The 22,598-nt window shown below is 44.3% G+C and carries 20 protein-coding genes; 10 read left to right on the top strand and 10 right to left on the bottom strand.

Features of this window, described 5'->3' with window-relative positions; translation table 11 throughout:
* Window positions 1-7 precede the first annotated feature (7 nt).
* The 3 genes from NB463_RS09820 to rnk all read right to left on the bottom strand — a co-directional run bounded on the left by NB463_RS09820 (window position 8) and on the right by rnk (window position 3,872).
* Window positions 8-1,792, bottom strand: a complete 1,785-nt coding sequence (locus tag NB463_RS09820; protein WP_225461123.1) for an Ig-like domain-containing protein — start codon at window positions 1,790-1,792, stop codon at window positions 8-10.
* A gap of 479 nt (window positions 1,793-2,271) precedes the next feature.
* Window positions 2,272-3,225 (bottom strand): diguanylate cyclase domain-containing protein, encoded by a 954-nt coding sequence (locus tag NB463_RS09815; protein WP_258430524.1) that lies wholly within the window; start codon window positions 3,223-3,225, stop codon window positions 2,272-2,274.
* Between the two features lie 239 nt (window positions 3,226-3,464).
* Window positions 3,465-3,872 carry a nucleoside diphosphate kinase regulator gene (gene rnk / locus NB463_RS09810; protein ID WP_005394604.1) on the bottom strand — a complete coding sequence of 136 codons (408 nt, stop codon included), beginning with the start codon at window positions 3,870-3,872 and terminating at the stop codon, window positions 3,465-3,467.
* A 529-nt stretch (window positions 3,873-4,401) separates the two neighbouring features.
* On the opposite strand from rnk, the gene nirB reads away from it, so the two are divergent.
* The 4 genes from nirB to cobA all read left to right on the top strand — a co-directional run bounded on the left by nirB (window position 4,402) and on the right by cobA (window position 9,280).
* On the top strand, window positions 4,402-6,966 hold the full coding sequence (gene nirB / locus NB463_RS09805; protein WP_258430475.1) for a nitrite reductase large subunit NirB: 2,565 nt from the start codon (window positions 4,402-4,404) through the stop codon (window positions 6,964-6,966).
* A 13-nt stretch (window positions 6,967-6,979) separates the two neighbouring features.
* Window positions 6,980-7,303: a nitrite reductase small subunit NirD gene (gene nirD / locus NB463_RS09800; RefSeq protein WP_046875391.1), complete on the top strand. Its 324-nt coding sequence runs from the start codon at window positions 6,980-6,982 to the stop codon at window positions 7,301-7,303.
* A gap of 196 nt (window positions 7,304-7,499) precedes the next feature.
* Window positions 7,500-8,348 (top strand): formate/nitrite transporter family protein, encoded by an 849-nt coding sequence (locus NB463_RS09795; RefSeq protein WP_046875392.1) that lies wholly within the window; start codon window positions 7,500-7,502, stop codon window positions 8,346-8,348.
* Window positions 8,349-8,521: 173 nt separating this feature from the next.
* The gene (gene cobA / locus NB463_RS09790) at window positions 8,522-9,280 is read left to right on the top strand and encodes a uroporphyrinogen-III C-methyltransferase (protein WP_257897858.1); all 759 of its coding nucleotides are present in this window, start codon (window positions 8,522-8,524) and stop codon (window positions 9,278-9,280) included.
* A 13-nt stretch (window positions 9,281-9,293) separates the two neighbouring features.
* Here the strand turns inward: cobA and NB463_RS09785 are convergent, their stop codons facing one another.
* Window positions 9,294-9,734: a DUF4174 domain-containing protein gene (locus tag NB463_RS09785; RefSeq protein ID WP_012842228.1), complete on the bottom strand. Its 441-nt coding sequence runs from the start codon at window positions 9,732-9,734 to the stop codon at window positions 9,294-9,296.
* Between the two features lie 118 nt (window positions 9,735-9,852).
* Between NB463_RS09785 and NB463_RS09780 the strand changes: the two genes are divergently transcribed.
* On the top strand, window positions 9,853-10,341 hold the full coding sequence (locus NB463_RS09780) for a LabA-like NYN domain-containing protein (protein WP_005394594.1): 489 nt from the start codon (window positions 9,853-9,855) through the stop codon (window positions 10,339-10,341).
* Window positions 10,342-10,429: 88 nt separating this feature from the next.
* On the opposite strand, the gene NB463_RS09775 is transcribed toward NB463_RS09780, so the two are convergent.
* The gene (locus NB463_RS09775) at window positions 10,430-11,761 is read right to left on the bottom strand and encodes an anaerobic C4-dicarboxylate transporter (RefSeq protein ID WP_005394592.1); all 1,332 of its coding nucleotides are present in this window, start codon (window positions 11,759-11,761) and stop codon (window positions 10,430-10,432) included.
* A 420-nt stretch (window positions 11,762-12,181) separates the two neighbouring features.
* On the opposite strand from NB463_RS09775, the gene NB463_RS09770 reads away from it, so the two are divergent.
* Together NB463_RS09770 and NB463_RS09765 are read left to right on the top strand one after the other, a co-directional pair.
* Window positions 12,182-12,919: a siderophore ferric iron reductase gene (locus tag NB463_RS09770; RefSeq protein WP_012842230.1), complete on the top strand. Its 738-nt coding sequence runs from the start codon at window positions 12,182-12,184 to the stop codon at window positions 12,917-12,919.
* An 89-nt stretch (window positions 12,920-13,008) separates the two neighbouring features.
* Window positions 13,009-15,180, top strand: coding sequence for a TonB-dependent receptor (locus NB463_RS09765; RefSeq protein ID WP_258430480.1), 2,172 nt, complete (start codon window positions 13,009-13,011; stop codon window positions 15,178-15,180).
* A 53-nt stretch (window positions 15,181-15,233) separates the two neighbouring features.
* On the opposite strand, the gene NB463_RS09760 is transcribed toward NB463_RS09765, so the two are convergent.
* Window positions 15,234-15,425: a DUF2986 domain-containing protein gene (locus NB463_RS09760; protein WP_104972633.1), complete on the bottom strand. Its 192-nt coding sequence runs from the start codon at window positions 15,423-15,425 to the stop codon at window positions 15,234-15,236.
* A gap of 136 nt (window positions 15,426-15,561) precedes the next feature.
* Here NB463_RS09760 and NB463_RS09755 point away from each other — a divergent pair, with 136 nt between their 5' ends.
* Together NB463_RS09755 and NB463_RS09750 are read left to right on the top strand one after the other, a co-directional pair.
* Window positions 15,562-16,071 carry a GNAT family N-acetyltransferase gene (locus NB463_RS09755; RefSeq protein WP_258430482.1) on the top strand — a complete coding sequence of 170 codons (510 nt, stop codon included), beginning with the start codon at window positions 15,562-15,564 and terminating at the stop codon, window positions 16,069-16,071.
* 13 nt (window positions 16,072-16,084) lie between these two features.
* Window positions 16,085-16,474 (top strand): nitrous oxide-stimulated promoter family protein, encoded by a 390-nt coding sequence (locus NB463_RS09750; protein ID WP_005394584.1) that lies wholly within the window; start codon window positions 16,085-16,087, stop codon window positions 16,472-16,474.
* A gap of 48 nt (window positions 16,475-16,522) precedes the next feature.
* On the opposite strand, the gene NB463_RS09745 is transcribed toward NB463_RS09750, so the two are convergent.
* The gene (locus tag NB463_RS09745) at window positions 16,523-17,683 is read right to left on the bottom strand and encodes an MFS transporter (RefSeq protein ID WP_012842235.1); all 1,161 of its coding nucleotides are present in this window, start codon (window positions 17,681-17,683) and stop codon (window positions 16,523-16,525) included.
* Between the two features lie 176 nt (window positions 17,684-17,859).
* Window positions 17,860-18,294, bottom strand: coding sequence for a thioredoxin TrxC (gene trxC / locus NB463_RS09740; protein WP_005394579.1), 435 nt, complete (start codon window positions 18,292-18,294; stop codon window positions 17,860-17,862).
* Between the two features lie 162 nt (window positions 18,295-18,456).
* On the opposite strand from trxC, the gene NB463_RS09735 reads away from it, so the two are divergent.
* The gene (locus NB463_RS09735; RefSeq protein WP_005394577.1) at window positions 18,457-19,551 is read left to right on the top strand and encodes a ketoacyl-ACP synthase III; all 1,095 of its coding nucleotides are present in this window, start codon (window positions 18,457-18,459) and stop codon (window positions 19,549-19,551) included.
* An 86-nt stretch (window positions 19,552-19,637) separates the two neighbouring features.
* Here the strand turns inward: NB463_RS09735 and NB463_RS09730 are convergent, their stop codons facing one another.
* Window positions 19,638-20,963 carry a DUF1501 domain-containing protein gene (locus NB463_RS09730; protein WP_258430483.1) on the bottom strand — a complete coding sequence of 442 codons (1,326 nt, stop codon included), beginning with the start codon at window positions 20,961-20,963 and terminating at the stop codon, window positions 19,638-19,640.
* Between the two features lie 9 nt (window positions 20,964-20,972).
* A complete protein-coding gene (locus tag NB463_RS09725) occupies window positions 20,973-22,541 on the bottom strand; it encodes a DUF1800 domain-containing protein (protein WP_258430484.1) in 1,569 nt (522 codons plus the stop codon).
* Window positions 22,542-22,598 lie beyond the last annotated feature (57 nt).

Raw genomic sequence — 22,598 nt, 5'->3', positions numbered from 1 at the left:
GCGTGATTTAGTTCGGTTTCCCTTTACCGTTTCCACCACCATTCCCACCAGAAGTCGATTGTAAGGTGATGCTAATCGTCGCGGTTGAAGAAGATTGACCGTCACTGATCGTATAAGTAAATGAATCATTATTCTTAAACTTCTTCGAAGGTGTGTATTCAATGGAGCCATCACTCAGTACACGGGCGCTGCCTTTGTTTGGCTTAGCGACCGTAATAGCAAGAGAGGTCGATTGTTCAAACGAGTCATTATTTAACTGCTCGATGCGAACGACGGATTTATCACTGATCGTTACGCTATCATTCACCGCCTCAAGTGGTGACGTTGACTCAGATAACACTGTGTAAGATAGCTCGGTTTTGGCTGATTGTTCATTTTCAGCATCTATAACGTCAACGGTTATGCTGTAAGAGTTCGGTTGAGCATCGCTGTTTGACGTAACCATGACCGTCGTTTCTGCACTCATGCCGGAAGGAACCGTCAAGGCACTTGCGTCATAATTCCATCCGTCAGGAAGGCTTAAAGCCGTTGTATAGGTCGCGTCTGCACATTCTGTATTGTTCTGGTTCGTCACTTTAAGATTATACGCTAACGTTTCTCCAGCATTTGCATCAGGACCTGATAGTGGGGTTAGAGAGAGTAGAGGCGATGTCGCAATACATTGCCCGGATTCACCACCAAATATGACACTGACCTGTGCGTTTTGACCATTAGCACTTTCCAAAGTAATCGACACGCCTGTTTTTGGATCGGTGAACGTTCCACCAATTGGAAGAGCAGGGTCTTCCCAGTCATTACTCCCAAATAATTGTTTGAAAGTGGAGTCAGGCTTCATGTGTAGCAAGCGGCTACTTTTAAGATCACCGTCTGTCGCTAGGCGCACAACCACACCTTCTGTCACATCTTGGCGGTATACGATGTACGAACGGTCACGTAAAAAGCTGTCGTAGCCAAGAGCTTGTCGATATTCAACGTAAAACCATTGGCGCTGACCTGTAATTGGATCGGTGCCTCTTGGGATTTTTAAAACTTTTGATGAAGTACTTTCAAAGTCTTCATAGGCATCAATAGAGTAAACACCATCACTAGAAATGATTTGAGCAGGGGAGGTCTGCCACCCTAAGTTTTCCAATTGGAAGGCGCTAAAGTAACCCATATCGTAGTTACCCATTGTATCGTAGCTATCACCGTACTCTATGACACGGCAATCACCAGCTAACGTACCGTCTTTACAGTCGAGTGCGGAAGCGTGATGCAATCCAAAATTATGTCCTAATTCATGGGCGATAACTCGAGGCTCGAAAACCGCATTTATTGACGCTCTAGAGGGAGTTACTCCTTGACTACCAGAGCCTTCTGATGCACATCCAGTTTTGGTTGTTAAGTAGATAAAACGGTCATAGTTTGATAGTTGATATCCCGCAGTTTCAGCCATTTTGTTGGCTTCCGCTGCTACAGCATCATCATCGCAAATTTGGTTTGATATCGGTAAGGTGAATGTTCCAGCAACATCACCAGATAGCCAAAGTTGCCCCTGGGACATTTGCGAATAGAAGTCGCTAACGGTATTAAAAACAACATGATGGGCGTCTTCTTTAGAGATCGGGATCTCTTGAGGGTTTTCTTGGAAATTGACGAGTACAACTAATGTTTTTTGTTCACCACTAGCCACTTGCTCAGCATAAACCTCTGATGAAAAAGAATATGCTGACACGAGGGTTACAAAGCCAAGAGCTAGCAAGCGTAAATTTGACGCAACAAAGCCCAATTGAGGGAGGATGACCTTCTTCAATTTATATACCTACTTAATATTTTGATATTAAATGAAATTACAAATTCATAATGTTTTAAATAAAATAAATACCGAGATCTACCCAAATAGAACCAGTAATTATCAAGTGTGCATTATGTTTTATAAAGTTTGTTTTATATTTGTGTGTGTTTATTACTTTTAAACACGAGGCGAGATATTAGCAGAAGGGGTGGTTAAAATTCAACCATGCATTTCGGTTTTTATAAGTTTATGAATTATAATGTTTAACTACTTTTTACTGGTGTTTTTTATAAAAATAATAAGAAATAATATTGTATGCAACAAAAGTAGTTACAAAGACAGTAGTAATATTACACCGTGTAGTATGCAACACTCATAATTGTTTGTTATTTCTTTTGTTTCCTATATAAATTACTTATTAAAAATAAGACGCTATCAATTCCATAGAGAAAATTGTCAAATTAAAGAAATATTAATCTCAAAAAACAAGAGACTTATTATATCTGGATATAGGCAACGCCATTTTTGCCATTTTTCTTTATCTCATACATTGCGTGATCGGCTTTTTGATACACTTCATTAAACGGTTGCTTTCCTTTGTTAAAGAGACAAACACCGATACTCATTCCTATCGTTACTTTATGTAAGTCTTGATTTATCGCTGGAATGATTGAATCTAAGAGTTGATTGCAAAGTTGGGATATTTCCTCTCGACTTGAATGCCAGTTTAAGATAACAAATTCATCGCCTCCTATGCGTCCAACTTGAGACTTGCTTGACGCAAGCTCTGTTAAGCTATTGGCGATATTGATGAGGAGGGTGTCGCCAGTATGATGGCCTAGCTGGTCGTTAACTGCTTTAAAATTATCTATATCAACAAACACTAAAGCAGACTGCTGAGACGGTTCGGTTTGAGGTTGATGATTAAAGTTTTCCTCAATTGCTTTTCTATTTAACAATCCAGTCAATGGATCACTCGAAGCCAACTTGGCCAGTTGCTGCTCATAACGCTTTTCTTTTGTAATATCGATATGAGTACCCATCATCCGTAGTGGTTCGCCATCAGAACCATACTCGACGATGCGCCCTCGATCGTAGACCCAGCTATCACTGCCGTCTTTATGAATCATGCGATGCACTACCTCATAAAGGTCGGTCTTGCCTGCTAGGTGATCTTCAAATGCACCCACCGCAAGATCGTAATCTTCAGGGTGGAGATTGTTTTTCCATGTTTCAACCGTCGCGGTTAACTCATGGGGCTGATAACCTAGCATTTTGCCCCACTGCATATTGAATATCGTCAAAGTACCCGAAGGAATATGCTGCTCCCACAAACACAGTCCATTACTGTCGAGTGCAGCATTCAACTTTTCTTGTAGTCGCGCATTCCTCCGCTTCAGCTCTTCATTTTCTTTTTCTAAGACGGCAATTCGAGTTAGATATTCTTCCATTTTGCGCATAATTTACGTCGTTTTCGGAGCGACAATATACGAAAAATACTTTGCAATTTCTATGATTGAGCTTGGAGATATAGGTATTGAATATGCGGTAAATAACAAAAGAATCGGTGATGTTACTTAAGAGCAGCAAAGTAAATGCTTGGAAAAACAAAGAAGGAAATAGGGGATAAGCGAGGGGCTCTCCTGGTGCAAAGTCATAAATGAGGCCTTTGCACCGGGACTACTGAGGGTTAGCGGTTTAGTGCACCACAACGCTCAGGCTGGTAGGTGATATCGACAATTTCAATTGTCTTCACTTGATTATTTGGCATTGGCCATTCAAGTTTTTGACCAACAGACAAACCGATCAGTGCGCTGCCTACGGGCGCAAAAATGGAAATATCATCACTGCTTTTCAGCTCAGATGGGTAAACCAGTGTCTTTGTCATGGTTCTATCTTCACCTGCAAATTTAAACTCTACAGTCGAGTTCATCGTTACCACATTATCTGGCATTTGTTCTGGCTCAAGAACCGTCGCACGGTCTAGCTCTGCTTCTAGCTCAACAAGCTCCGCCGCGATGTTTGGCATTTTATCCAACAAAGCCGTGATTCGGTTCATATCTAAGCTTGAAATGTAGATAGAATTGTTTTCTGACATTTTATGACTCCCAAATAAAAGGCCGCCTCACAAACATGGGACGGCACTCTATATGTCAATTACGGTATCAATCATATGGATTTTATTCCATATGAACTAAATCAGATTCTAGTCTTTATAGTGCGACTTAGCTAGTAAAAGATTTTTGTTGTGAGACTTGATTTTTCTAAAACTTTCAGTCACTTCAGTTGTTCACCTTTAATAGCCTTGAAACGGCTAGGTTAAAACGAATGCTTTGTTTTTAAACAAAGCAGGGTTTATCGTTAGCGTGGTTTAACTCGACAATCATTGCCATTCTGTAAAAGCCAAAACTGTATAGCCCTTTGTGAGCATGACTGCGGTTATCTCATTTTGTAAAAACTACCAACATCCGTTAATAAATTACCTTTTATTCTTCAATATCAAGATAAAAACGTTCATCTACCCCTTTAGGGTAGTTTGAAATTGTAATTGATTTACATCATGTATTAATTTTCTTTCACAATTAACAATGAGCTCAGTGATAAGAACCTAACCCTTAGGAATTATAATGAGCAAGTTGAAGCTAGTAGTCATCGGTAACGGTATGGTAGGGCACCGTTATATTGAAGACTTAGTCGAGAAAGCTGATATCTCTAATATGGAGATTACCGTTTTCTGTGAAGAACCTCGTGTCGCATACGACCGTGTGCACCTTTCCTCTTACTTTTCTCACCACACTGCAGATGAACTTTCTTTAGTGAAAGAAGGCTTCTACGAGAAACACGGCATCAATATGTTGATCGGTGAACGTGCGATTAACATTAACCGTGAAAACCGCATTGTTTACTCAAGCACTGGCCGTGAAGTTCAATACGACAAGCTGATTCTTGCTACAGGCTCATTCCCATTTGTCCCGCCTATCAAAGGCCACGAAAGCAAAGACTGTTTTGTTTACCGCACGATCGAAGATCTAAAAGCGATTGAAGCGTGTGCGAAAAACAGCAAATCAGGCGTGGTTATCGGTGGTGGTCTTCTAGGTCTTGAAGCGGCAGGCGCACTAAAAGCATTGGGTGTAGAAACACACGTTGTTGAGTTCGCACCAAAGCTGATGGCTGAGCAACTTGACCTTGCTGGTGGTAACCAACTTCGTCAAAAGATCGAGCGTATGGGCGTGAACGTTCACACCAGCAAAAACACGCTTGAGATTGCGGCAGAAGGCACAAACGCACGCAATGTTATGCGTTTTGCTGACGGCACTGAGCTAGAAACAGACTTCATCGTATTCTCTGCAGGTATTCGTCCACAAGACAAACTAGCTCGTCAAATGGAGCTAGAAGTTGGCCCTCGTGGTGGTGTTGCCATCAACGACCACTGCCAGACTTCTGATGAGAACATCTACGCGATTGGTGAATGTGCGTCTTGGAACGACATGTTCTACGGCCTTGTTGCTCCGGGTTACAAGATGGCGACGGTTGCCGTTGATCACCTACTAGGTAACACAGAAAGCAAATTCGAAGGCGCTGATATGTCTGCGAAGCTAAAACTGCTTGGTGTGAAAGTGGGCTCTATCGGTGATGCGAATGGTCGCACTGAAGGTTGTAAGAGTTACGTTTACCAAAACGAAGAACAAGAAGTTTACAAACGTCTTATCGTTTCTGAAGACAACAAGAAACTGCTCGGTGCGGTATTGGTGGGTGATACGTCTGACTACGGCGATTTGCTTCAATTGATGTTGAACGAAATCGACCTACCAGAACACCCAGATGCCTTGATCCTTCCTGCACACGCAGGTGCTGAGAAACCAGCACTAGGTGCCGACGCTCTACCAGAAAGCGCAGTGATCTGTTCATGTTTCGATGTAACCAAAGGCAAGATCGCACAAGCGGTTGCTGATGGCCACCATACATTGGGCGACATCAAAGCAGTGACTGGCGCTGGCACAGGCTGTGGTGGTTGTATTCCTCTAGTCACTTCTGTTCTAAACGCAGAGCTTGCTAAATCTGGTATTGAAGTGAAGAACGACGTTTGTGAGCACTTTGCTTACTCACGCCAAGAGTTGTTCCACCTAATCCGTATCGAAGAGATCAAAACGTTTGATGAGCTTTTAGAGAAATACGGTAAAGGTTACGGCTGTGAAGTTTGTAAACCACTGGCTGGTTCTATCTTGGCTTCTTGCTGGGGTGAGCACATTCTTAAGCCACAACTGGTTAAGCTGCACGACACCAACGATAACTTCCTAGGTAACATTCAAAAAGATGGCACTTACTCCGTAATCCCACGTATGGCGGGTGGTGAAGTTACACCTCAAGCATTGGGTGCGCTAGCGAACGTTGCTGCAGAGTACAACCTATACACCAAAGTAACCGGTGCTCAACGTATTGGTCTGTTTGGTGCTCAAAAAGACGATCTTCCAGAGATCTGGCGCAAGCTTATCGACGCTGGTTTCGAAACAGGTCAAGCGTATGCAAAAGCACTTCGTATGGCGAAGACATGTGTGGGCTCAACGTGGTGTCGTTACGGCGTTCAAGACTCTGTTGGTCTGGGTTCGTACATCGAGAACCGTTACAAAGGCATTCGTACCCCTCATAAGATGAAGTTCGGTGTTTCTGGCTGTACTCGTGAGTGTGCGGAAGCACAAGGTAAAGACCTTGGCATTATCGCGACTGACGCAGGTTGGAACATGTACGTATGTGGTAACGGCGGCATGAAACCTCGTCACGCAGACCTACTTGCAAGTGACCTAGATAAAGAAACGCTAATCAAGTACATCGACCGCTTCATGATGTTCTACATCCGTACTGCTGCGCCACTACAACGCACATCAGTTTGGATGGAAAACATGGAAGGTGGCGTTGACTACCTACGCGAAGTGATTGTTAACGACAAGCTTGGCATCAACGCTCAACTAGAAGCTGACGTAGCGAAGCTTGTAGACGAGTACGAGTGTGAGTGGACTGCGACTATCAACGACGAATCACAACTGACTCGTTTCGCACACTTCATCAACTCTGACAAGCGCGATGACAATGTTGTGTTTGTTCAAGAGCGCGAACAGCATCGTCCAGCGACCTTCACGGAGAAACATCCTGAAGCGAAAGGCGACATCCTACACGTAGCGATCACTGAAGCATAAGGGAAGGTTGAACATGTCATTTGAAAAGATTTGCCAAATCAACGACATCGTACCGGGCACTGGCGTTTGTGCACTGGTTGATGGTCAGCAAGTTGCGGTATTCCGCCCAACGCAAGCAGAAGAAGTGCTGGCGATCAGCAACACAGACCCGTTCTTCCAATCAAACGTGCTTTCTCGCGGTTTGATTTGTGAGCACCAAGGCGAACTTTGGGTAGCAAGCCCACTTAAAAAGCAACGCTTTAACCTGACAACAGGTGCGTGCATGGAAGACGAGCGTTTTAACGTGAAAGCGTACAAAACGCGCGTAACCAACGGTGAAGTAGAAATTTCTGCATAAGCTTGGTTTGCATTCCCTCCTCCTTAAGGGGAGGGAATGCACTGAGTACTTAGATTCAATAGACAAAGGCTTTCCAAGCGTCATCTTAGGGGAACAGGGAAGCGAGATGATGTCGACAGCAGTGGGTGTCAACGGGAAGCCTTTCTCTATTCAATCTTTAACTTTTTAACTTTCAATTTTGAATAAGGACACATTCATGTCTACAGACTTTAAACCTGCTGAATTCGTGCAAACCATGATCAACGTGGGTGAAGCGAAAATTAATACCAGCACTCGAGATCTTCTGCTTCGCGGCACGATGGCAGGCGTTATTCTGTCTCTTGCAGTGGTGGTTGCTATTACCGCGATTGTACAAACGGGCATTGGCCTTGTGGGGGCGCTTGTTTTCCCTGTGGGTTTTGTGATTCTCAGTGTGATGGGTTACGACCTTGTCACTGGTGTTTTTGGTCTTGCGCCTTTGGCTAAGTTTGCTAACCGTCCGGGTATCACTTGGGGTCGTATTTTCCGTTGCTGGGGATTGGTAGGTTTGGGTAACCTAATTGGTTCTCTAATTGTGGCTTACCTAGTGGCAATCTCTCTAACCGGTAACTTCTCTCTAGAGCTCAACGCGGTAGCGAAGAAGTTTGTCGCTGTATCGACTGCCCGTAGCCTTGGTTTCGAAAACATGGGCATGGACGGATGGATCACGTGTTTTGTACGCGCTATCTTCTGTAACCTAATGGTGTGCCTAGGCGTGATCGGCAACATGACGGCACGTTCAGTATCTGGTCGTGTAGCGATGATGTGGTTCCCAATCTTCATCTTCTTCGCGCTAGTATTCGAGCACACCGTGGTAAACATGTTCCTATTCCCACTGGGTATGATTCTAGGTGCGGATTTTGGTATCGCGACTTGGTTGAACTTCAACCTTATCCCAACCATCCTAGGTAATATCGTTGGTGGTCTCGTAATGACTTGTCTGCCACTGTACCTAACTCATGCGAAAACAGCGCCTTCTATTAATGCTGAAGAAGAAGTAAACGCAGAGCCTGCAATCGCAAAATAAACTGCTTTTATCTGGCCCTACCTATGGAAGGTAGGGCTACTCAACTCATTTAACTTTCAATAGATATTGTATTGATTTAGCTATAAAAAGTAATAACTCCTTGGGGTAGTTTAAACCTTAAGTTAATAACGTGAGTGTTACTCTTTATATCCAAATTTCCGATAGGCGTTGATATGACTACTGCGAACTCATCTTTAAACAGCGGCTTTGTTTCTCTAGTTGGTGCAGGCCCGGGCGATCCAGACTTGCTGACGGTAAAAGGCTTGAAAGCCATTCAAGCGGCTGAAGTTGTGGTGTATGACCGATTGGTGTCGAAAGACATTCTTGAACTGGCTCGAGCATCTGCTGAGATGATCTATGTAGGCAAGAAACTGGACTTTCACTGTGTACCTCAAGATCAAATTAACCAAATCTTGGTACAAAAAGCACAAGAAGGTAAACGCGTTGTGCGCCTAAAAGGTGGTGATTCTTTCATCTTTGGACGCGGCGGTGAAGAGTTAGAAGAGCTTGCAGAATACGGCATCAAATACGAAGTGGTGCCGGGGATCACCGCTGCAGCGGGTGCAACAGCTTATGCTGGTATACCATTAACGCACCGTGACCACGCGCAAAGCGTTCAATTTATTACGGGTCACGTGCAAAAAGACGGTCGCGAAATTGAGTGGCATTCGTTAGCGCAATCTAACAACACACTTGTGTTCTACATGGGTTTGAAGCAAAGCGGTCACATCATGGATAACCTGATCACTCACGGATTAGATCCAGAGATGTCATGCGCCATTATTGAAAATGGTACGCGTCCAGAGCAGCGCGTGTTCCAAGGAAAACTGAACGAACTTTCTGAAATGGCTGAGAAAGCGATCAGTCCAGCATTGATCGTCGTTGGCAGCGTGACTCAGTTGTACAACAAACTAGACTGGTTTAGAAAATAAGTTCGTCTAATGGTTAGATTTTGCAGGGGCTGTGACGTCTCTGCATTTCTTGCTTACGCATTGGCATTTGATCAATCAAGTTGTTGATAAATGGCCAATCCGTTTCTGCGCCCCATCGGTATTTCTCTTGGCCATCTTTACCCAGTAAAATTGCGGTATGTGAGCCTTTTTCAATTTCATACAGCTTGGCAAGCATTTTCAAATCAAACTCTTCTTTGAGCCAAGCTGGAGACGTATAGCCTTGTTCTGTAATGACTAATGTGACCACATCTCTGTCTTCCAACTCACACTCATTCATAAGTGTTTCTAGCAAGAATTGTTTGACGTATTCATCGTTTTCTGGAGCGAAGTAAAGCACACTCCGATGCGGCCAGTACTTTGAATGTGCTGGATAACCGAATGCTGTCGATGACAAGATACAAGAAAGTAGTATCACTAGTAACTTTCCGCCCATGACAGTTCCCCTAGAAACCCAAATACCGTTTATACGTTAAGTTTAGTGGAATTGGCTCATTGTGCTTTTTTCAAAACTGACTTAGGGTAGGCAGCAAATAAATCAAGCCTAGAAACAGATGAATTCGGAAAGAAAACAAAAGATCGCCATTTTGGTTGATGTACAGAATGTGTATTACACCTGTCGCGAAGCGTATCGCAGTAATTTTGATTACAACCAGTTTTGGTATGTTGCGACGCAAGGGAAAGAGGTGGTGAGTGCTCGTGCTTATGCCATCGCGAGTAACGATCCAAAACAGCGTCAGTTTCATCACATTTTACGCGGTGTTGGGTTCGAGGTAATGCTTAAACCCTACATTCAGCGTCGTGACGGCAGCTCGAAAGGCGACTGGGATGTCGGTATTACTCTTGATGCGATTGAAATTGCCCCTGAAGTTGAAGAAGTGATTCTCGTTTCTGGAGATGGGGACTTTAGTCTTCTGGTGGAACGAATTCAGCAGCGCTTCAATAAAACGGTGACCGTTTATGGTGTGCCTAAGCTAACATCCCAAACTCTGATTGATTGTGCAGATAACTTTGTCGCGATTGATGATGACTTCTTACTGTAATCACTAACGTGACAAAGAAAAGGCGAGTCATTCAGGCTGTACGCTAACGTACAATGACTCGCCTCTAATTTATTGTTGATTTGGCTAATTATGAAGGAATGATCATTTGTCCTAACAAGTAGCCCAGACAGCAAGCACCAATCACACCAATCAAACCTACCGACATAAATGAGTGGTTGAAGTACCACTTACCAATCTTAGTGGTACCTGACGTATCGAAGTTCACTGTCGCGATATCTGAAGGGTAGTTCGGAATAAAGAAGTAACCGTATACCGCAGGCATTAGGCCGATAAGCAGTGCCGGATCCAGACCCAAGCCAAGACCAACAGGCAGCATCATACGAGCCGTTGCTGCTTGAGAGTTCACCACAACCGATACAATGAACAACGCAAGCGCGAACGTCCAAGGGTAGTTGGTTACCATCTCAACGATGCCAGATTTGAACTGAGGCATTGCGTATTGGAAGTAAGTATCTGACATCCAGGCGATACCGAAGATAGCAATGGCAGCCACCATACCTGATTTGAATACTACGCCGTTTGGTACGTCACGTGGGTCAGTTTTGGTTGCAAGCAAAATGATACCGCCGAAGCAGAGCATCATCATTTGAATCACAACGGCCATGCTGATTGGTTTCGCGCCATCCACTATGGTACGAATGTCCGGCCACATCGCGATAACGACGATAACCAAGATAGAAGCGATGAACAGCAACACAGAGTTACGAGCACTTGTTGGTAGCACTTCATCAAGAGACGTTGCAGTGGTGTTGAGGATCTTTTCACGCCACACCGGATCTTTTAAACGCTCTTGGTATTCTTCATCGTCTTCCAGTTCTTTACCGCGTTTTAGGCTGTAAAGTGACATCAGCAACGTACCGAATAGCGTCGCTGGAACAGTAACGAGCAGAATAGAAAGCAGAGTGATCTCGTGTTGAATATCGGACAGCTGGGCCAAGTAGTAAACCACTGCCGCTGAAATTGGAGAGGCCGTAATCGCGATTTGCGAAGCGACGGAAGCGGCTGCCATTGGACGTTCTGGACGAATGCCGTTTTTCAGTGCAACGTCGCCAATGATTGGCATGATGGAGTAAACCGCGTGACCTGTACCGAGCAAGAAGGTCATAAAGTAAGTAACAAAAGGAGCGATCAGGGTGACGCGTTTTGGGTTTTTACGAAGCACACGTTCGGCAACTTGCAGCATGTATTTCAAACCACCAGCCGCTTCAAGAATGGATGCACATGTTACCACCGCTAAGATGATCAACATAACGGTGACAGGAGGGGAGGTTGGTGGCATCTTAAAGATGAAGACTTCAATCACCAAACCAATACCAGATACGACCCCAAGGCCTATACCACCATAACGTGAGCCGATATACAGCATCACGAGCAAAAATAGAAACTCAAGATACAACATGTGGATTTCCTTATTCAAAACAGGGGGCTATATAGCCAAATTACTTAATTACATTGTCCCGATATTCAGAAAGAAAATACTTCATGTTGTTCACACTCCTTTGGATAAGAAACAGCAATATTCAATTATTGGCAATAACTCACGCTACACAGGGAAACTGTTAACACAGTTTTATCAGGGTGTTTTTATGCTGTGTATTTTTGCGATCATGTCAGCGCTAAATGCGAAGAGGTTTAAGAGTTTGTTGCTATTCATCGCATACGTAACCAGACCTTACGGGCGCAAAGAGCTTGAAAATAGAGACAGAGACCACAGATGAGAATAGGTTTTTGTTATGTGAACACAAAAGATAATAGTTTGCATTGCGATTAGTGCTTGGGTATAAAGGTGTCAGAATGACTACACCAACAATAAACCATCATGTCTGAGCAATTTTTCCCGCAACTATTTCAAACTTCGAGTGAGATTACGCCTTACCTTCACGGTGATATTGGCGAAATAGGGCAAGAAGTTATTCATATCGAAAATGATATAAATCCGATCATTCAAGGCCTTTACCAACAGTTGTCTGAGGCTCATCCGGAAGCGGGAAAAGCGTATTGGTTGACGAGAACGTGGGATTTGTTGTGTTGGCAGCCTGTTTATGTTGCGTTCATTTCTATCTACGGTTTCCACACGTTGCCAAACATTCGTGAGATGGCGCAGCACCTCAAGCCTTGTTTTGTGTCTGGATATCGATTCGCTGACGAAACACATATACATGGTAAGCCAGAAGAATTAATAAAAGAGGCCGGACGTCAAATTCGAGAGTTGTTCGATTTCTACCAACAAGAAATGAGTCAATGGACGCGCATTCGCCCAGGCTTCACTCATCAATTGATGTCGGATGGGATCATGGCTTGTTTGATTCGTCTTCAACAGCGTTTTCCGCAAATGACCAACACAACATTACGTGAGCATGCCATCTTGTGGTTACAGGCATTGGGTTTAGATGCCAACAATAGTCATTCACTTTATGAGACGTCACTGGATCAGCCGCTAAAATTGGTCAGAAAAAGCTGTTGTTTAGTCTATAAGTGTGAAGGCAGAAAGCTTTGTGAAGATTGTCCTCGTTTAGAAAAAAATCGACAGCTTATGAGCAAGTATAATCCTAATTAACATTTGGTTAACTTATGTAACAGTGCTCGATTTGAGAGTGAGAATAAGTATCATTGCATGCTCTTGTTGACAACAAAAAGATAAATACAATGATAAAAAGGACGTTTTCTCTTAATCTCATCGTACTTGCGATGAGCAGTGGATACGCAGTTAGCTCAATAGCTGCGGAAGAACTTCAACAAACATCAACACCAAGTGATGAACAAATGGTGGTCGTGGGCAGTGTGATGCCGAAATCGATCTCTGATATTCCAGGAACGGTTTGGTTTGTAGGGCAAGAGGAAATTGCTCAGCAATATCGCGCGGGCAAGACACTTGGTGACATTCTTTCTGCAACCATCCCTTCTCTAGACGTTGGTACGGGTGGTCGAACTAACTACGGCCAGAACCTGCGTGGCAGAGCGATGTTGGTGATGATTGATGGTGTCTCACTGCAGTCTTCTCGCCCAATTAGTCGTCAGCTTGATGCAATTGACCCATTCAACATCGAGCGAATTGAAGTACTATCTGGTGCAACCTCCATTTATGGGGCTGGCGCTACAGGTGGTGTTATCAACATTATCACCAAGAAAGCTTACTCCGATGACTTGTCGTTTGAATCCTACGTGAGTGGCACTACAGGTTTTAACAGCAGCGATGACTTTGATTACAAATTAGCCCAGTCTATCTCAGGTGGTAATGAGCGAATTGCCGCTAGGGGTTCGGTTGTGTACACCGAGACACAAGGTGCATTTGACGCAAATGGCGACATTGTCACCCCAGATATTTCCCAAGGTTCTCTGCAATACAACTCGACGCTTGATGTGATGGGATCGACAGAGATTCAAATCTCCGATGCCAGCAAGTTAAACCTTGTCGCACAATACTATGACAGCCAGCAAGATTCGCCATACGGCTTGTACATTGTTAACAATAAATTTGTTGATGTACGAGAGGGATTCGATTCCGATCGTGAACACGGTACAGAGCGAGTTCTCTTAAGTGCGAACTACGCTCACGACAGCGTATTCGGCCATCAACTGATTGGCGAGTTGTCTTACCGAAGTGAAGACCAAACGTTTACTCCTTATTACCAAGGTGCTTCTCAGCAAAAGACAGAGGTTTTTGCTGGACGTTTGGCACTGGCAAAAAACTGGGAATCATTCAACCTTGTTTATGGTGTTGATACGTATTTAGACCGTTTTGAGAGCAATCAAGCTCTGTTCGATCCAAGCATTGCAAACAACTCTGGAAACTTGATTAATAAAACGTACGCCGAAGTTGGTCGTTACCCAGGTGTAGATGTAACGTCTTACGCAATGTTTGTTCAAGGTGACTATCAAATTAATCAAGATTGGTCCGTTCAAGCAGGCTACCGCTATCAATACATGGACAACAAGATTGATGACTTTGTTGCCTATAGCGTACAAAAGAAGATTGCCTCGGGTAATGGCGTATCAGCGGATGCGGTACCAGGTGGCAGCACCGACTATTCTGTAAGTCTGTTTAATTTGGGCACCATTTATCAGCTTAATGATGAATCTCAACTTTGGGCAAATTTCTCCCAAGGTTTCGAACTTGCTGATCCTGCGAAGTACTATGGTCAAGGCAGCTATGATGCTGTAGATGCAAACGGTCACTATGCGTTGAACAACAGCATTAACGTGTCTGACTCAAAAATGTCAGGTATTAAAACGGACAGCTATGAGATCGGTTACCGTCTTGATACCAACTCTCTTGCGCTTCAGGCGGCAGGCTATTACTCGCTTTCAGACAACTCCATCAAGTATGATAGAAAAACGTTGTTGATTACGAATGTTGACGACGAGCAGCGTGTTTACGGTGCAGAAGCAAACATCAATTATTGGGTGACCCGCGATATCCTGTTAGGGGCATCAGGACACTACGTAGTTTCTGAGCTGAAAACCGATGGTAAATGGGAAGATTTGAGCGCAGGTAAAGCCAGTACGTCTAAGGCTAATGCATGGGCTGCATACTACCAAGATTCGTACTCGATTCGTCTACAAAGTCAGACGATGTTTGATTACGAAGATGACGCCAACAATAAGTTGGAGGGCTACACCACGTTTGATCTTCTGGGTAATGTAACACTACCTGTTGGGCAGTTAGGCTTTGGTATTCAAAACCTATTTGACGAAGACTACACAACCGCTTGGGGACAACGTGCGCAGATTCTTTATGCGGCACACTACGATGCAGCAGCTTACGACTACAAAGGAAGAGGTCGCACATTCACACTGAACTACAGTGTTGAATATTAAAGTCAATTCTCTCCGTACAATAAACAAAAAAGCCGCATAAAGCGGCTTTTCTTTTAAGCTTGATCTGTCGGCACTGTGTCTACAACATTTTCCGTGCTTTCCGAAGTTTGGTTTTGCTCTTCAGCTTCCATTTTTGCACGTTCAGCTTTGGAGATATAACGCGGCTTATTGCTCTTATGTAGCTTAGCGTTATGCTTCTTCTGTTTCGCTTTTAAGATCTGATTGATTTTCTTCTTGCGGTTCATGGTGGTGGTCCTTTAATTTAGCGGGGCAGGATAGTTATTTTTTTATCAAGTTACAACTAAATAAGCCCTTACGTCGGTCGCAAGATTCAAGTACGTATCTATGTCCAATCATCTCTAGCGTTTTAATGGAGTCCAAATGAAAACACTGATCACTGAGCGTTTGATATTACGTCTTGTGAGTGTAGATGATGCACCATTCATATTAGAACTTTATAACCAACCAGACTTTTACCGTTTTGTCGGAGATAAACAAATTCGTACTGAATATGAAGCGGCGCGTTATATAAAAGAAAACATGCTACGCATGCAAAAAGTTAAAGGCGTGAGTTTACTCGTAGTAGAGAAAAAGGACGATGGACAGCCGATCGGTATTTGTGGGCTAGTTAAACGTGACACATTGCAACACTACGATCTTGGGTATGGTTTTTTACCTTCTGCTTATGGTTGCGGCTACGGAGTCGAGTCGGCAACCGCGGTGCTGGAATATGCTCGAGAGGAAATGAAACTCGATAAGTTGGCTGCCATCACCAACAATGACAATATTCGTAGTATAAGTTTGCTCGAAAAACTGGGCTTTGAGTTTGAACGAGTTGAGCAGCAATACGATAATGGTCGAACGTTAGAACTTTACACAATGACGTTGTGATTTTTGGAAGCTCATGAGCGATATTTTACTTGGCAAGCTCGCCACTGAATTTAAGACGGTAAAAGCCATGGTAGAGGTTTACTGTCACGATCACCATGGAACAAAAAGTGACTTGTGCTCAGAATGTCGTGAGCTGCTTGAATACGCAGAAGTTCGTCTTGACCGCTGTCCTTATGGAGAGAATAAACCTACGTGTAACAAGTGTCCGATTCACTGTTATAAACCGGACCCGAAAGAGCAAATGCGTTTGGTCATGCGTTACTCTGGCCCCAGAATGCTACTGAAACATCCCATCTTGGCGGTTCGTCATTTACTTCATGAAAAGCGCGCGGTACCGGAAAAACCTGCAGCGAACGCGTCAAACCGTCACAAACGTTTATCTAAACAAAAAAGCGAAGAATAAAAAACGAGGGCGACATGCCCTCGTTTTCGTTGAGTAGAAGTTGCGTGGTTAGAGGCCAGCGGCCATACGCTGCTTAGTTTTGCTCGCTGCAAGTAGCATGTATACGCCAGTCGCAACCAAAGCGGCAAACAAGTAGCCTAGTAAGCCATGTTCTTGGCCCATAAATTTATCAGCCACAACCGGGCCAGCAACAGAGCCAATGCTGTAGCTGAACAGCATGACTTGTGTGGCAGAGACAATAAAGCGCTCATCAAGTCCTTCACAACCTAAGTTGATCGCAATTGGGTACAAGGCAAAAGTAGCTGCACCTAAAAAGAATAAAGCAGCAGCTAATACCACGGCTGACGATGAAATAAAGGTCAAACCGATCGAAAAAATACCCAAAATACAGAAGAACGCCATTAGCACTGTGCGGCTCATGTATTTGTTCAATGTGGTCACCATTGGTTGAACCAACATGCCACCTAGGATCACTAGTGCCATCAATGTACCAATGTCTTGATGGTTGATTTTACGGTTAGTGAGCTCAACAGGCATTAATCCGTATATCGCGCCTAAGGTCAAACCTGATACAACACAACCAATAATTGCAGCATGGTTTAGCTTGGCAATTTGCTTAAATGACAAAGCGGTTGATTCATGGCTGTTTGGTTGTTCACACTCAATAAACATCAGCACCAACATCGCCATTAGGATCAGCGTTGTAATTGCAATGAACGGAACACCGCCACTGACGCCAAGTACACCAATGCCAAATTGGCCTAATGCAGAACCGCCATAAAGCGATAGCATGTACAAGCTCAAACGTTTTGCACGTGATGCTTCGTCGCCAGACATTAGCCAAGATTCAACAATGACAAAAACGCCCGCAACGGCAATACCTGCGATAAAACGAGCAGCAAGCCACACTAACCCATTAGCAAAAACGGGTAGCGTGACAATCGTTAGCGAGAATGCCGCTAAGCAGCCAATAAACGCTTTACGGTGACCAACTTGACGCACGACACGCTCAATAAACATCGCGCCGACCAATAAGCCGCCATAAAAAACACTCGCCAACCAACTCGCATAATCTGCTGAGATGTTGTATTCACCGAGCATGAGAGGGATCAAGCTCATTAAATAGCCCGAAGCCACCGCATAAAGAGACAGTGCGACGACTGGAACTGTAACTCGTGGTGATGCTGCAGGGACGACTGTGTTTTCCACTGTTTTGCGCCTATAAGTTAAATGAAATCTATGGGTTATTCGGCGCGAATATGAGGCTAATAGTTAGGCAAGTAAAATGATTAATTTAAGTCGTTTCGACAAATAATATTTGTTAAATAGATAGGTCGATAAGTTGCATAAAAACGCCAACCTACCAGTGAGGTTGGCGTGGAGGATTACTTATTAAGTGCTTGATTTAACCATTGATCAAACTGACTCTTAGGTAGCGCACCATTGATCATATCAACGCGTTGACCGTTCTTGAAAACCATGATGGTAGGAATGCTTCGAATGCCAAATTGTGCAGCGAGCGCTTGTTGTGCTTCTGTATCAATCTTTACAAAACGAGCCGTTCCTGCTTGTTCATGAGCGACATCCGAGAAAACAGGGGCAAAACCGACACACGGATTACACCAAGGGGCCCAAAAGTCGACGACAACAGGCGTATCACTTTGTAATAGGGCAGAAAAGTTATCTTGCGTTCCTTCGATAGGCGCGCCATCAAAAAGTGCACTTTTACATTTACCGCAAGTTGCAGACTCTGCAACACGCTCATTAGGGACACGATTCAGACCGCCGCATGAAGGGCAGCGAGTTTTAAACGATGACATGACTTCTTCCTTTATTACGTATTGATGAAAACATGACTTACCAGTCAGCCTCATTATTTGTATACTTATTTTTTAACCTGCCGAAATAACGCAGAGCAGGTTTGTATTTGAGCCTAAGGTTCTAAGAAATTTTATTAAAATACAACAATAAATAGGTCTGCGATGACAAATTACTACGCTGAAATTACAGGTTGGGGGAAATGTGTTCCTCCTGCCGTGCTCTCTAACGATGATCTTAGCACTTTCCTTGATACTTCAGATGAGTGGATTCGTACCCGCACCGGTATCGAAAACCGCCGTATTAGCCATGTAAATACTTCAGACATGGCAACCGTTGCTGCCAAACACGCATTGGCGCGCGCGGGCGTTGACGCAAGCGACGTTGATTTAATCATTGTGGCGACTTGTTCTCCGGATTCACTTATTCCAAACATCGCATCTAAAATACAGCAGAACTTGGGCATTCGTTCTGCGGCGGCCTTTGATTTAAATGCCGCATGTACGGGATTTGTCTACGGCCTTGAAACGGGCACACGTTTGATTCAATCAGGTAACTATCGCAACGCGATCATTATTGGCGCGGAAAGATTGTCTTTCTACATTGATTGGGCCATGCGAGATACCGCTGTTCTATTTGGTGATGGCGCGGGCGCCGTTGTGTTATCAAGAACAGAAAAAGAAACGGGTCTACTGCAATCTCAAATTGGTTGTGACGCTAAAGGTCGCGATATTCTATCCGTGCCAAAGTTTGGTACTTGTATGGATCGCTTTGCGGAAGACAACGGTTACTGGGATTTCAACTTTGTAGGACAAGAAATTTTTAAACGTGCGGTAAAAGGCATGGGGCTAGCTGCGAAAACCGTGCTTAAAGCATCACAGTTAACTACCGACCAAATCGACGTTGTTATTCCTCATCAAGCGAATATTCGTATTATTCAAACCCTATGTGACCTATCTGGGATCCCACACGACAAAGCGTTTGTGAACATCCAAAACTACGGCAATACTTCCGCAGCGACGGTGCCAATTGCATTGTGTGAAGCGGTAGAGCAAGGCCGAGTTAACCCAGGTGATAACATGCTTCTTGCTGCATTTGGTGCAGGTTTGACATGGGGGGCGGCAGTATTGAAATGGGGTGACCGCGTAACGCCAATTGGTGAAAGTGATGCGGCTCTGCCTGAATGTGAGCAATCCGCGCTAGAATTGCTTGAGCGTGCCATTAAGCTGTGTAACGAGCGTCGTCGCGACGAAGCGTAACGGACATTCAGCGGAAATGATATTGAAAAGGGAGCGTAAATGCTCCCTTTTTCATGACACGTTAATTAAGAGCTCATTAAAGCAGCTTAAGCCATAAAGCCAAGGTTTGAATTAGCGAAGTTGCGGATATTCGGGAACACGTATTCCAGTGCCGCGTTATCACTCACACCCATCCATTGCGCGAGGGTTGAGCCCACTTGATCAGCTGCAATTTGGGGTATGAGTCGACCTTGAGAATAGTCATCGTTTCCGCCCAATACTAGTTCAGGCCATGTGCCGATAGGTCGCTGACCATTCACCGCGCCCCCAATCAATAGTTGATGACCACCCCAACCGTGATCGGTGCCGTTACCGTTGCTTGTCATCCGTCGACCAAAGTCAGACATTGTAAAAGAGGTGACTTGCTTGTTTAGCCCCAACCCGTCAATCGCACGATACATTGCTAAGAGGTTAGTCGCTAGATCTTCGAGTAGTACGGGGTGTCGAACTAATTGAGAATCGTGTAGGTCGTAGCCAGAGTGTTTAACGAAGAAGACTTGTCGTTGTTGCTTTAGCACATCTTGGCTTGCGATCAATTTATAGACGGTTTGCATCTGCTTGCCGAGTGTTGATGAGGTGAACAGCGGCGCGTCATCAATATGATTGAGTTGCTCGCTTAGCACACGGCTCATCATCATCGACTCATCAACCATCAAATTAAAGTGACCACTAAACGGATTCTCTGTTTGATGAGAAAGCAGTTGGTCATAGATCCCCTTGTATAGCGGGTTATCAATCGCGGTAAGCTGAACCGCACGGTCTTTTTTCAGCACGGTTTGGCGGTGTTCCATCGCGCGTAACCAAAGCGAGTTCCCGTGCACACTGTATAGTGGGGTTATTTCTGATTCAGAAGTTAATACGTCCAACATTCTTCCTGCCCAACCCAAGTTGCTAGATTCTTGCATACCACCAAGTAACCAAGCGTCAGTTTGTGAATTGTGGGAAAACAGTTGCTCGGGAAGTGACGCTTCACCTAGCTTAATCGCTTGTTTTGTAACGGGATGGTTGAGAATGCCGCTATTGAGCACGATATTGGCATCGCCTTGTTCGAAAATTGAAGACAGCGCCTTTAATTTGGGGTGTAAGCCAAGTTCTACCAGATTATCCGAGCTATCGGCGGTACGCAAATTGATAGGGAGTATGTCGTCTTTGGCGACAGAAAGAGTACCTCTGACTTTGGCATATTGGTTATAGTGCGCGTCAGACAACGGCAGTACCGTGTTGAACGCATCGTTTCCACCTGCTAAATAGACACATATTAATGCTCGAAAGTCATTAGATGGCGCCGCGAGAGAATAACCCGGTAGACCAAGCGAAGCTAAAGCGCCCATCGATGCAGTGCTTTTTATAAAATGTCGTCGTGAAATATCCATAATCCACTCCTAATCCTGAATATAGAATTCATCGCCGGAAATGGCGGTAAAAATCACCAAGGCGAGCTTTGTTGTTGGCACATAGTCCTCACGATATTCATCTAACACGGTGAGCATGAGTTTTTTTAATTCCGCCGAGGCCGTTCCAGCAAAGAAGCGTGCGTTAACCAGCTCGACTAAGGCATCGTGATCATCCAAAAGAAGATAAAACTCGCCGAGATCGAGAGTGTAGGAATCACCGCCGCCTCTGCGAGTGCTGGTCAACATATAGTTGACCAAATCGGTATAAACGGACCAGTTCAGTAGCTCATACTCAGGAGAGCTAATACCAGACTCCGTAAACTCGTTAGATGGTTGGTAGTCAGGAGAGTAAAAATTAAATACGGAAGGAGAACGAAGAGGTCCTTGATTGGCGATATTCATCATCGTAGTGGCGTCTTCGTAACGTGTAGATTTGATTGTAAAACCCGCGGCTCGATGAAAATTAGTTAGGACCAGTATTGGCTCTTTCACTTTTATTGGAGGGGTATCTGTCATGCCTAGAGCCTCAGAATCGAGCAAGATGGCATGAATGACCGCGTTTAAATCTCCTTTTTCTCCTTTGCCATTGTTATTGAATACCGAAGCAACACGTGCGATGTACTCCGGACTTGGATTCGAAGTTACAAAACGTTGGATAAGTAGCTTAGAAACAAACGGCGCCATGTTTGGATGAGACATCAAAATATCGATCACTTTTGAAAGCTCTTCTTGCGCAGTTAAACCAGCAGGAATTGTGTTACCAAGCAATCGTTTCTCGCCACCATCGTGTCGGTGGCTGATGACTCGCATCGGTTCAACAAACGCTAAATCGGCATTTTTCCACCCGGTTAATGCTCGAGCGAGCTCTTGAATATCCGTTTGCGTATATGTGGGGATAGGCTTACCCGTTTTACGATCAAGCTTTTTACTGCCATCGATATTCAGTTCATACAAGCCTAGGGTGAACAACTGCATCAACTCTCGAGCGAAGTTCTCATCAGGTAATGCACCCGTCGTGTTGTTCTCTTTTGCGCTACCGAGCATGGACAAATAGCTGCCCATAACAGGATGAATGGAAACGTCATATAATAAATCTCGGTAGTTGCCAAAAGCGTTAGCAATCAATACATCATAGTAGTCGACTAGACCCGTGGGCTTACTGGAAAGAACACCGCCATAGCGAGAGACCACTAAGATCTGGCTTAATGCATACGCCATGCGTTGTCTGAGTTGATCATCAGCAGTAATAACAATTTGATACCAAGCGTTTTCGCGATTGGATTGTGCGCCTTTGGAAAAAGGTGTCCGATAGAGCGGTTGATGATAGGTGGCAGGAAGGTTGATTTGTTGAGATATCCAACTTTCCATCCCGACTTCTTCTACCTCATCAATTAATCTTGGTGTTGGCCCAAAAGTGCTCTGATAGAGAAAACGCGCAACGGTTTGATCGGAGGGCGTTAGTTCCATTTCTGCTGGTACTGAAGGGACGTAACTTAGTAATAAGATAATCAACCCTAGTACCCAACAAGAGAGTTCATTCTGTTTCTGACATCTCATAGTTAACTCGCTTACCCGAGGGAACGACTTAAATCCATTTAACGGGAGTGATTAAGC

This window comes from Vibrio sp. RM-41-2B, from assembly GCF_024744415.1.
GTDB lineage: Bacteria > Pseudomonadota > Gammaproteobacteria > Enterobacterales > Vibrionaceae > Vibrio > Vibrio diabolicus.
The sequence above is the reverse complement of the archived record's forward strand: the minus strand, read 5'-3'. Positions and strand labels throughout refer to the sequence as shown.

Bases quoted from the DNA above. Each gene is read 5' to 3' on its own strand.
- NB463_RS09815 (WP_258430524.1), bottom strand. From the start codon at position 3,225: ATGGAAGAATATCTAACTCGAATTGCCGTCTTAGAAAAAGAAAATGAA.
- rnk (WP_005394604.1), bottom strand. From the start codon at position 3,872: ATGTCAGAAAACAATTCTATCTACATTTCAAGCTTAGATATGAACCGA.
- nirB (WP_258430475.1), top strand. From the start codon at position 4,402: ATGAGCAAGTTGAAGCTAGTAGTCATCGGTAACGGTATGGTAGGGCAC.
- nirD (WP_046875391.1), top strand. From the start codon at position 6,980: ATGTCATTTGAAAAGATTTGCCAAATCAACGACATCGTACCGGGCACT.
- NB463_RS09795 (WP_046875392.1), top strand. From the start codon at position 7,500: ATGTCTACAGACTTTAAACCTGCTGAATTCGTGCAAACCATGATCAAC.
- cobA (WP_257897858.1), top strand. From the start codon at position 8,522: ATGACTACTGCGAACTCATCTTTAAACAGCGGCTTTGTTTCTCTAGTT.
- NB463_RS09785 (WP_012842228.1), bottom strand. From the start codon at position 9,734: ATGGGCGGAAAGTTACTAGTGATACTACTTTCTTGTATCTTGTCATCG.
- NB463_RS09780 (WP_005394594.1), top strand. From the start codon at position 9,853: ATGAATTCGGAAAGAAAACAAAAGATCGCCATTTTGGTTGATGTACAG.
- NB463_RS09775 (WP_005394592.1), bottom strand. From the start codon at position 11,761: ATGTTGTATCTTGAGTTTCTATTTTTGCTCGTGATGCTGTATATCGGC.
- NB463_RS09770 (WP_012842230.1), top strand. From the start codon at position 12,182: ATGTCTGAGCAATTTTTCCCGCAACTATTTCAAACTTCGAGTGAGATT.
- NB463_RS09765 (WP_258430480.1), top strand. From the start codon at position 13,009: ATGATAAAAAGGACGTTTTCTCTTAATCTCATCGTACTTGCGATGAGC.
- NB463_RS09760 (WP_104972633.1), bottom strand. From the start codon at position 15,425: ATGAACCGCAAGAAGAAAATCAATCAGATCTTAAAAGCGAAACAGAAG.
- NB463_RS09755 (WP_258430482.1), top strand. From the start codon at position 15,562: ATGAAAACACTGATCACTGAGCGTTTGATATTACGTCTTGTGAGTGTA.
- NB463_RS09750 (WP_005394584.1), top strand. From the start codon at position 16,085: ATGAGCGATATTTTACTTGGCAAGCTCGCCACTGAATTTAAGACGGTA.
- trxC (WP_005394579.1), bottom strand. From the start codon at position 18,294: ATGTCATCGTTTAAAACTCGCTGCCCTTCATGCGGCGGTCTGAATCGT.
- NB463_RS09735 (WP_005394577.1), top strand. From the start codon at position 18,457: ATGACAAATTACTACGCTGAAATTACAGGTTGGGGGAAATGTGTTCCT.
- NB463_RS09730 (WP_258430483.1), bottom strand. From the start codon at position 20,963: ATGGATATTTCACGACGACATTTTATAAAAAGCACTGCATCGATGGGC.
- NB463_RS09725 (WP_258430484.1), bottom strand. From the start codon at position 22,541: ATGAGATGTCAGAAACAGAATGAACTCTCTTGTTGGGTACTAGGGTTG.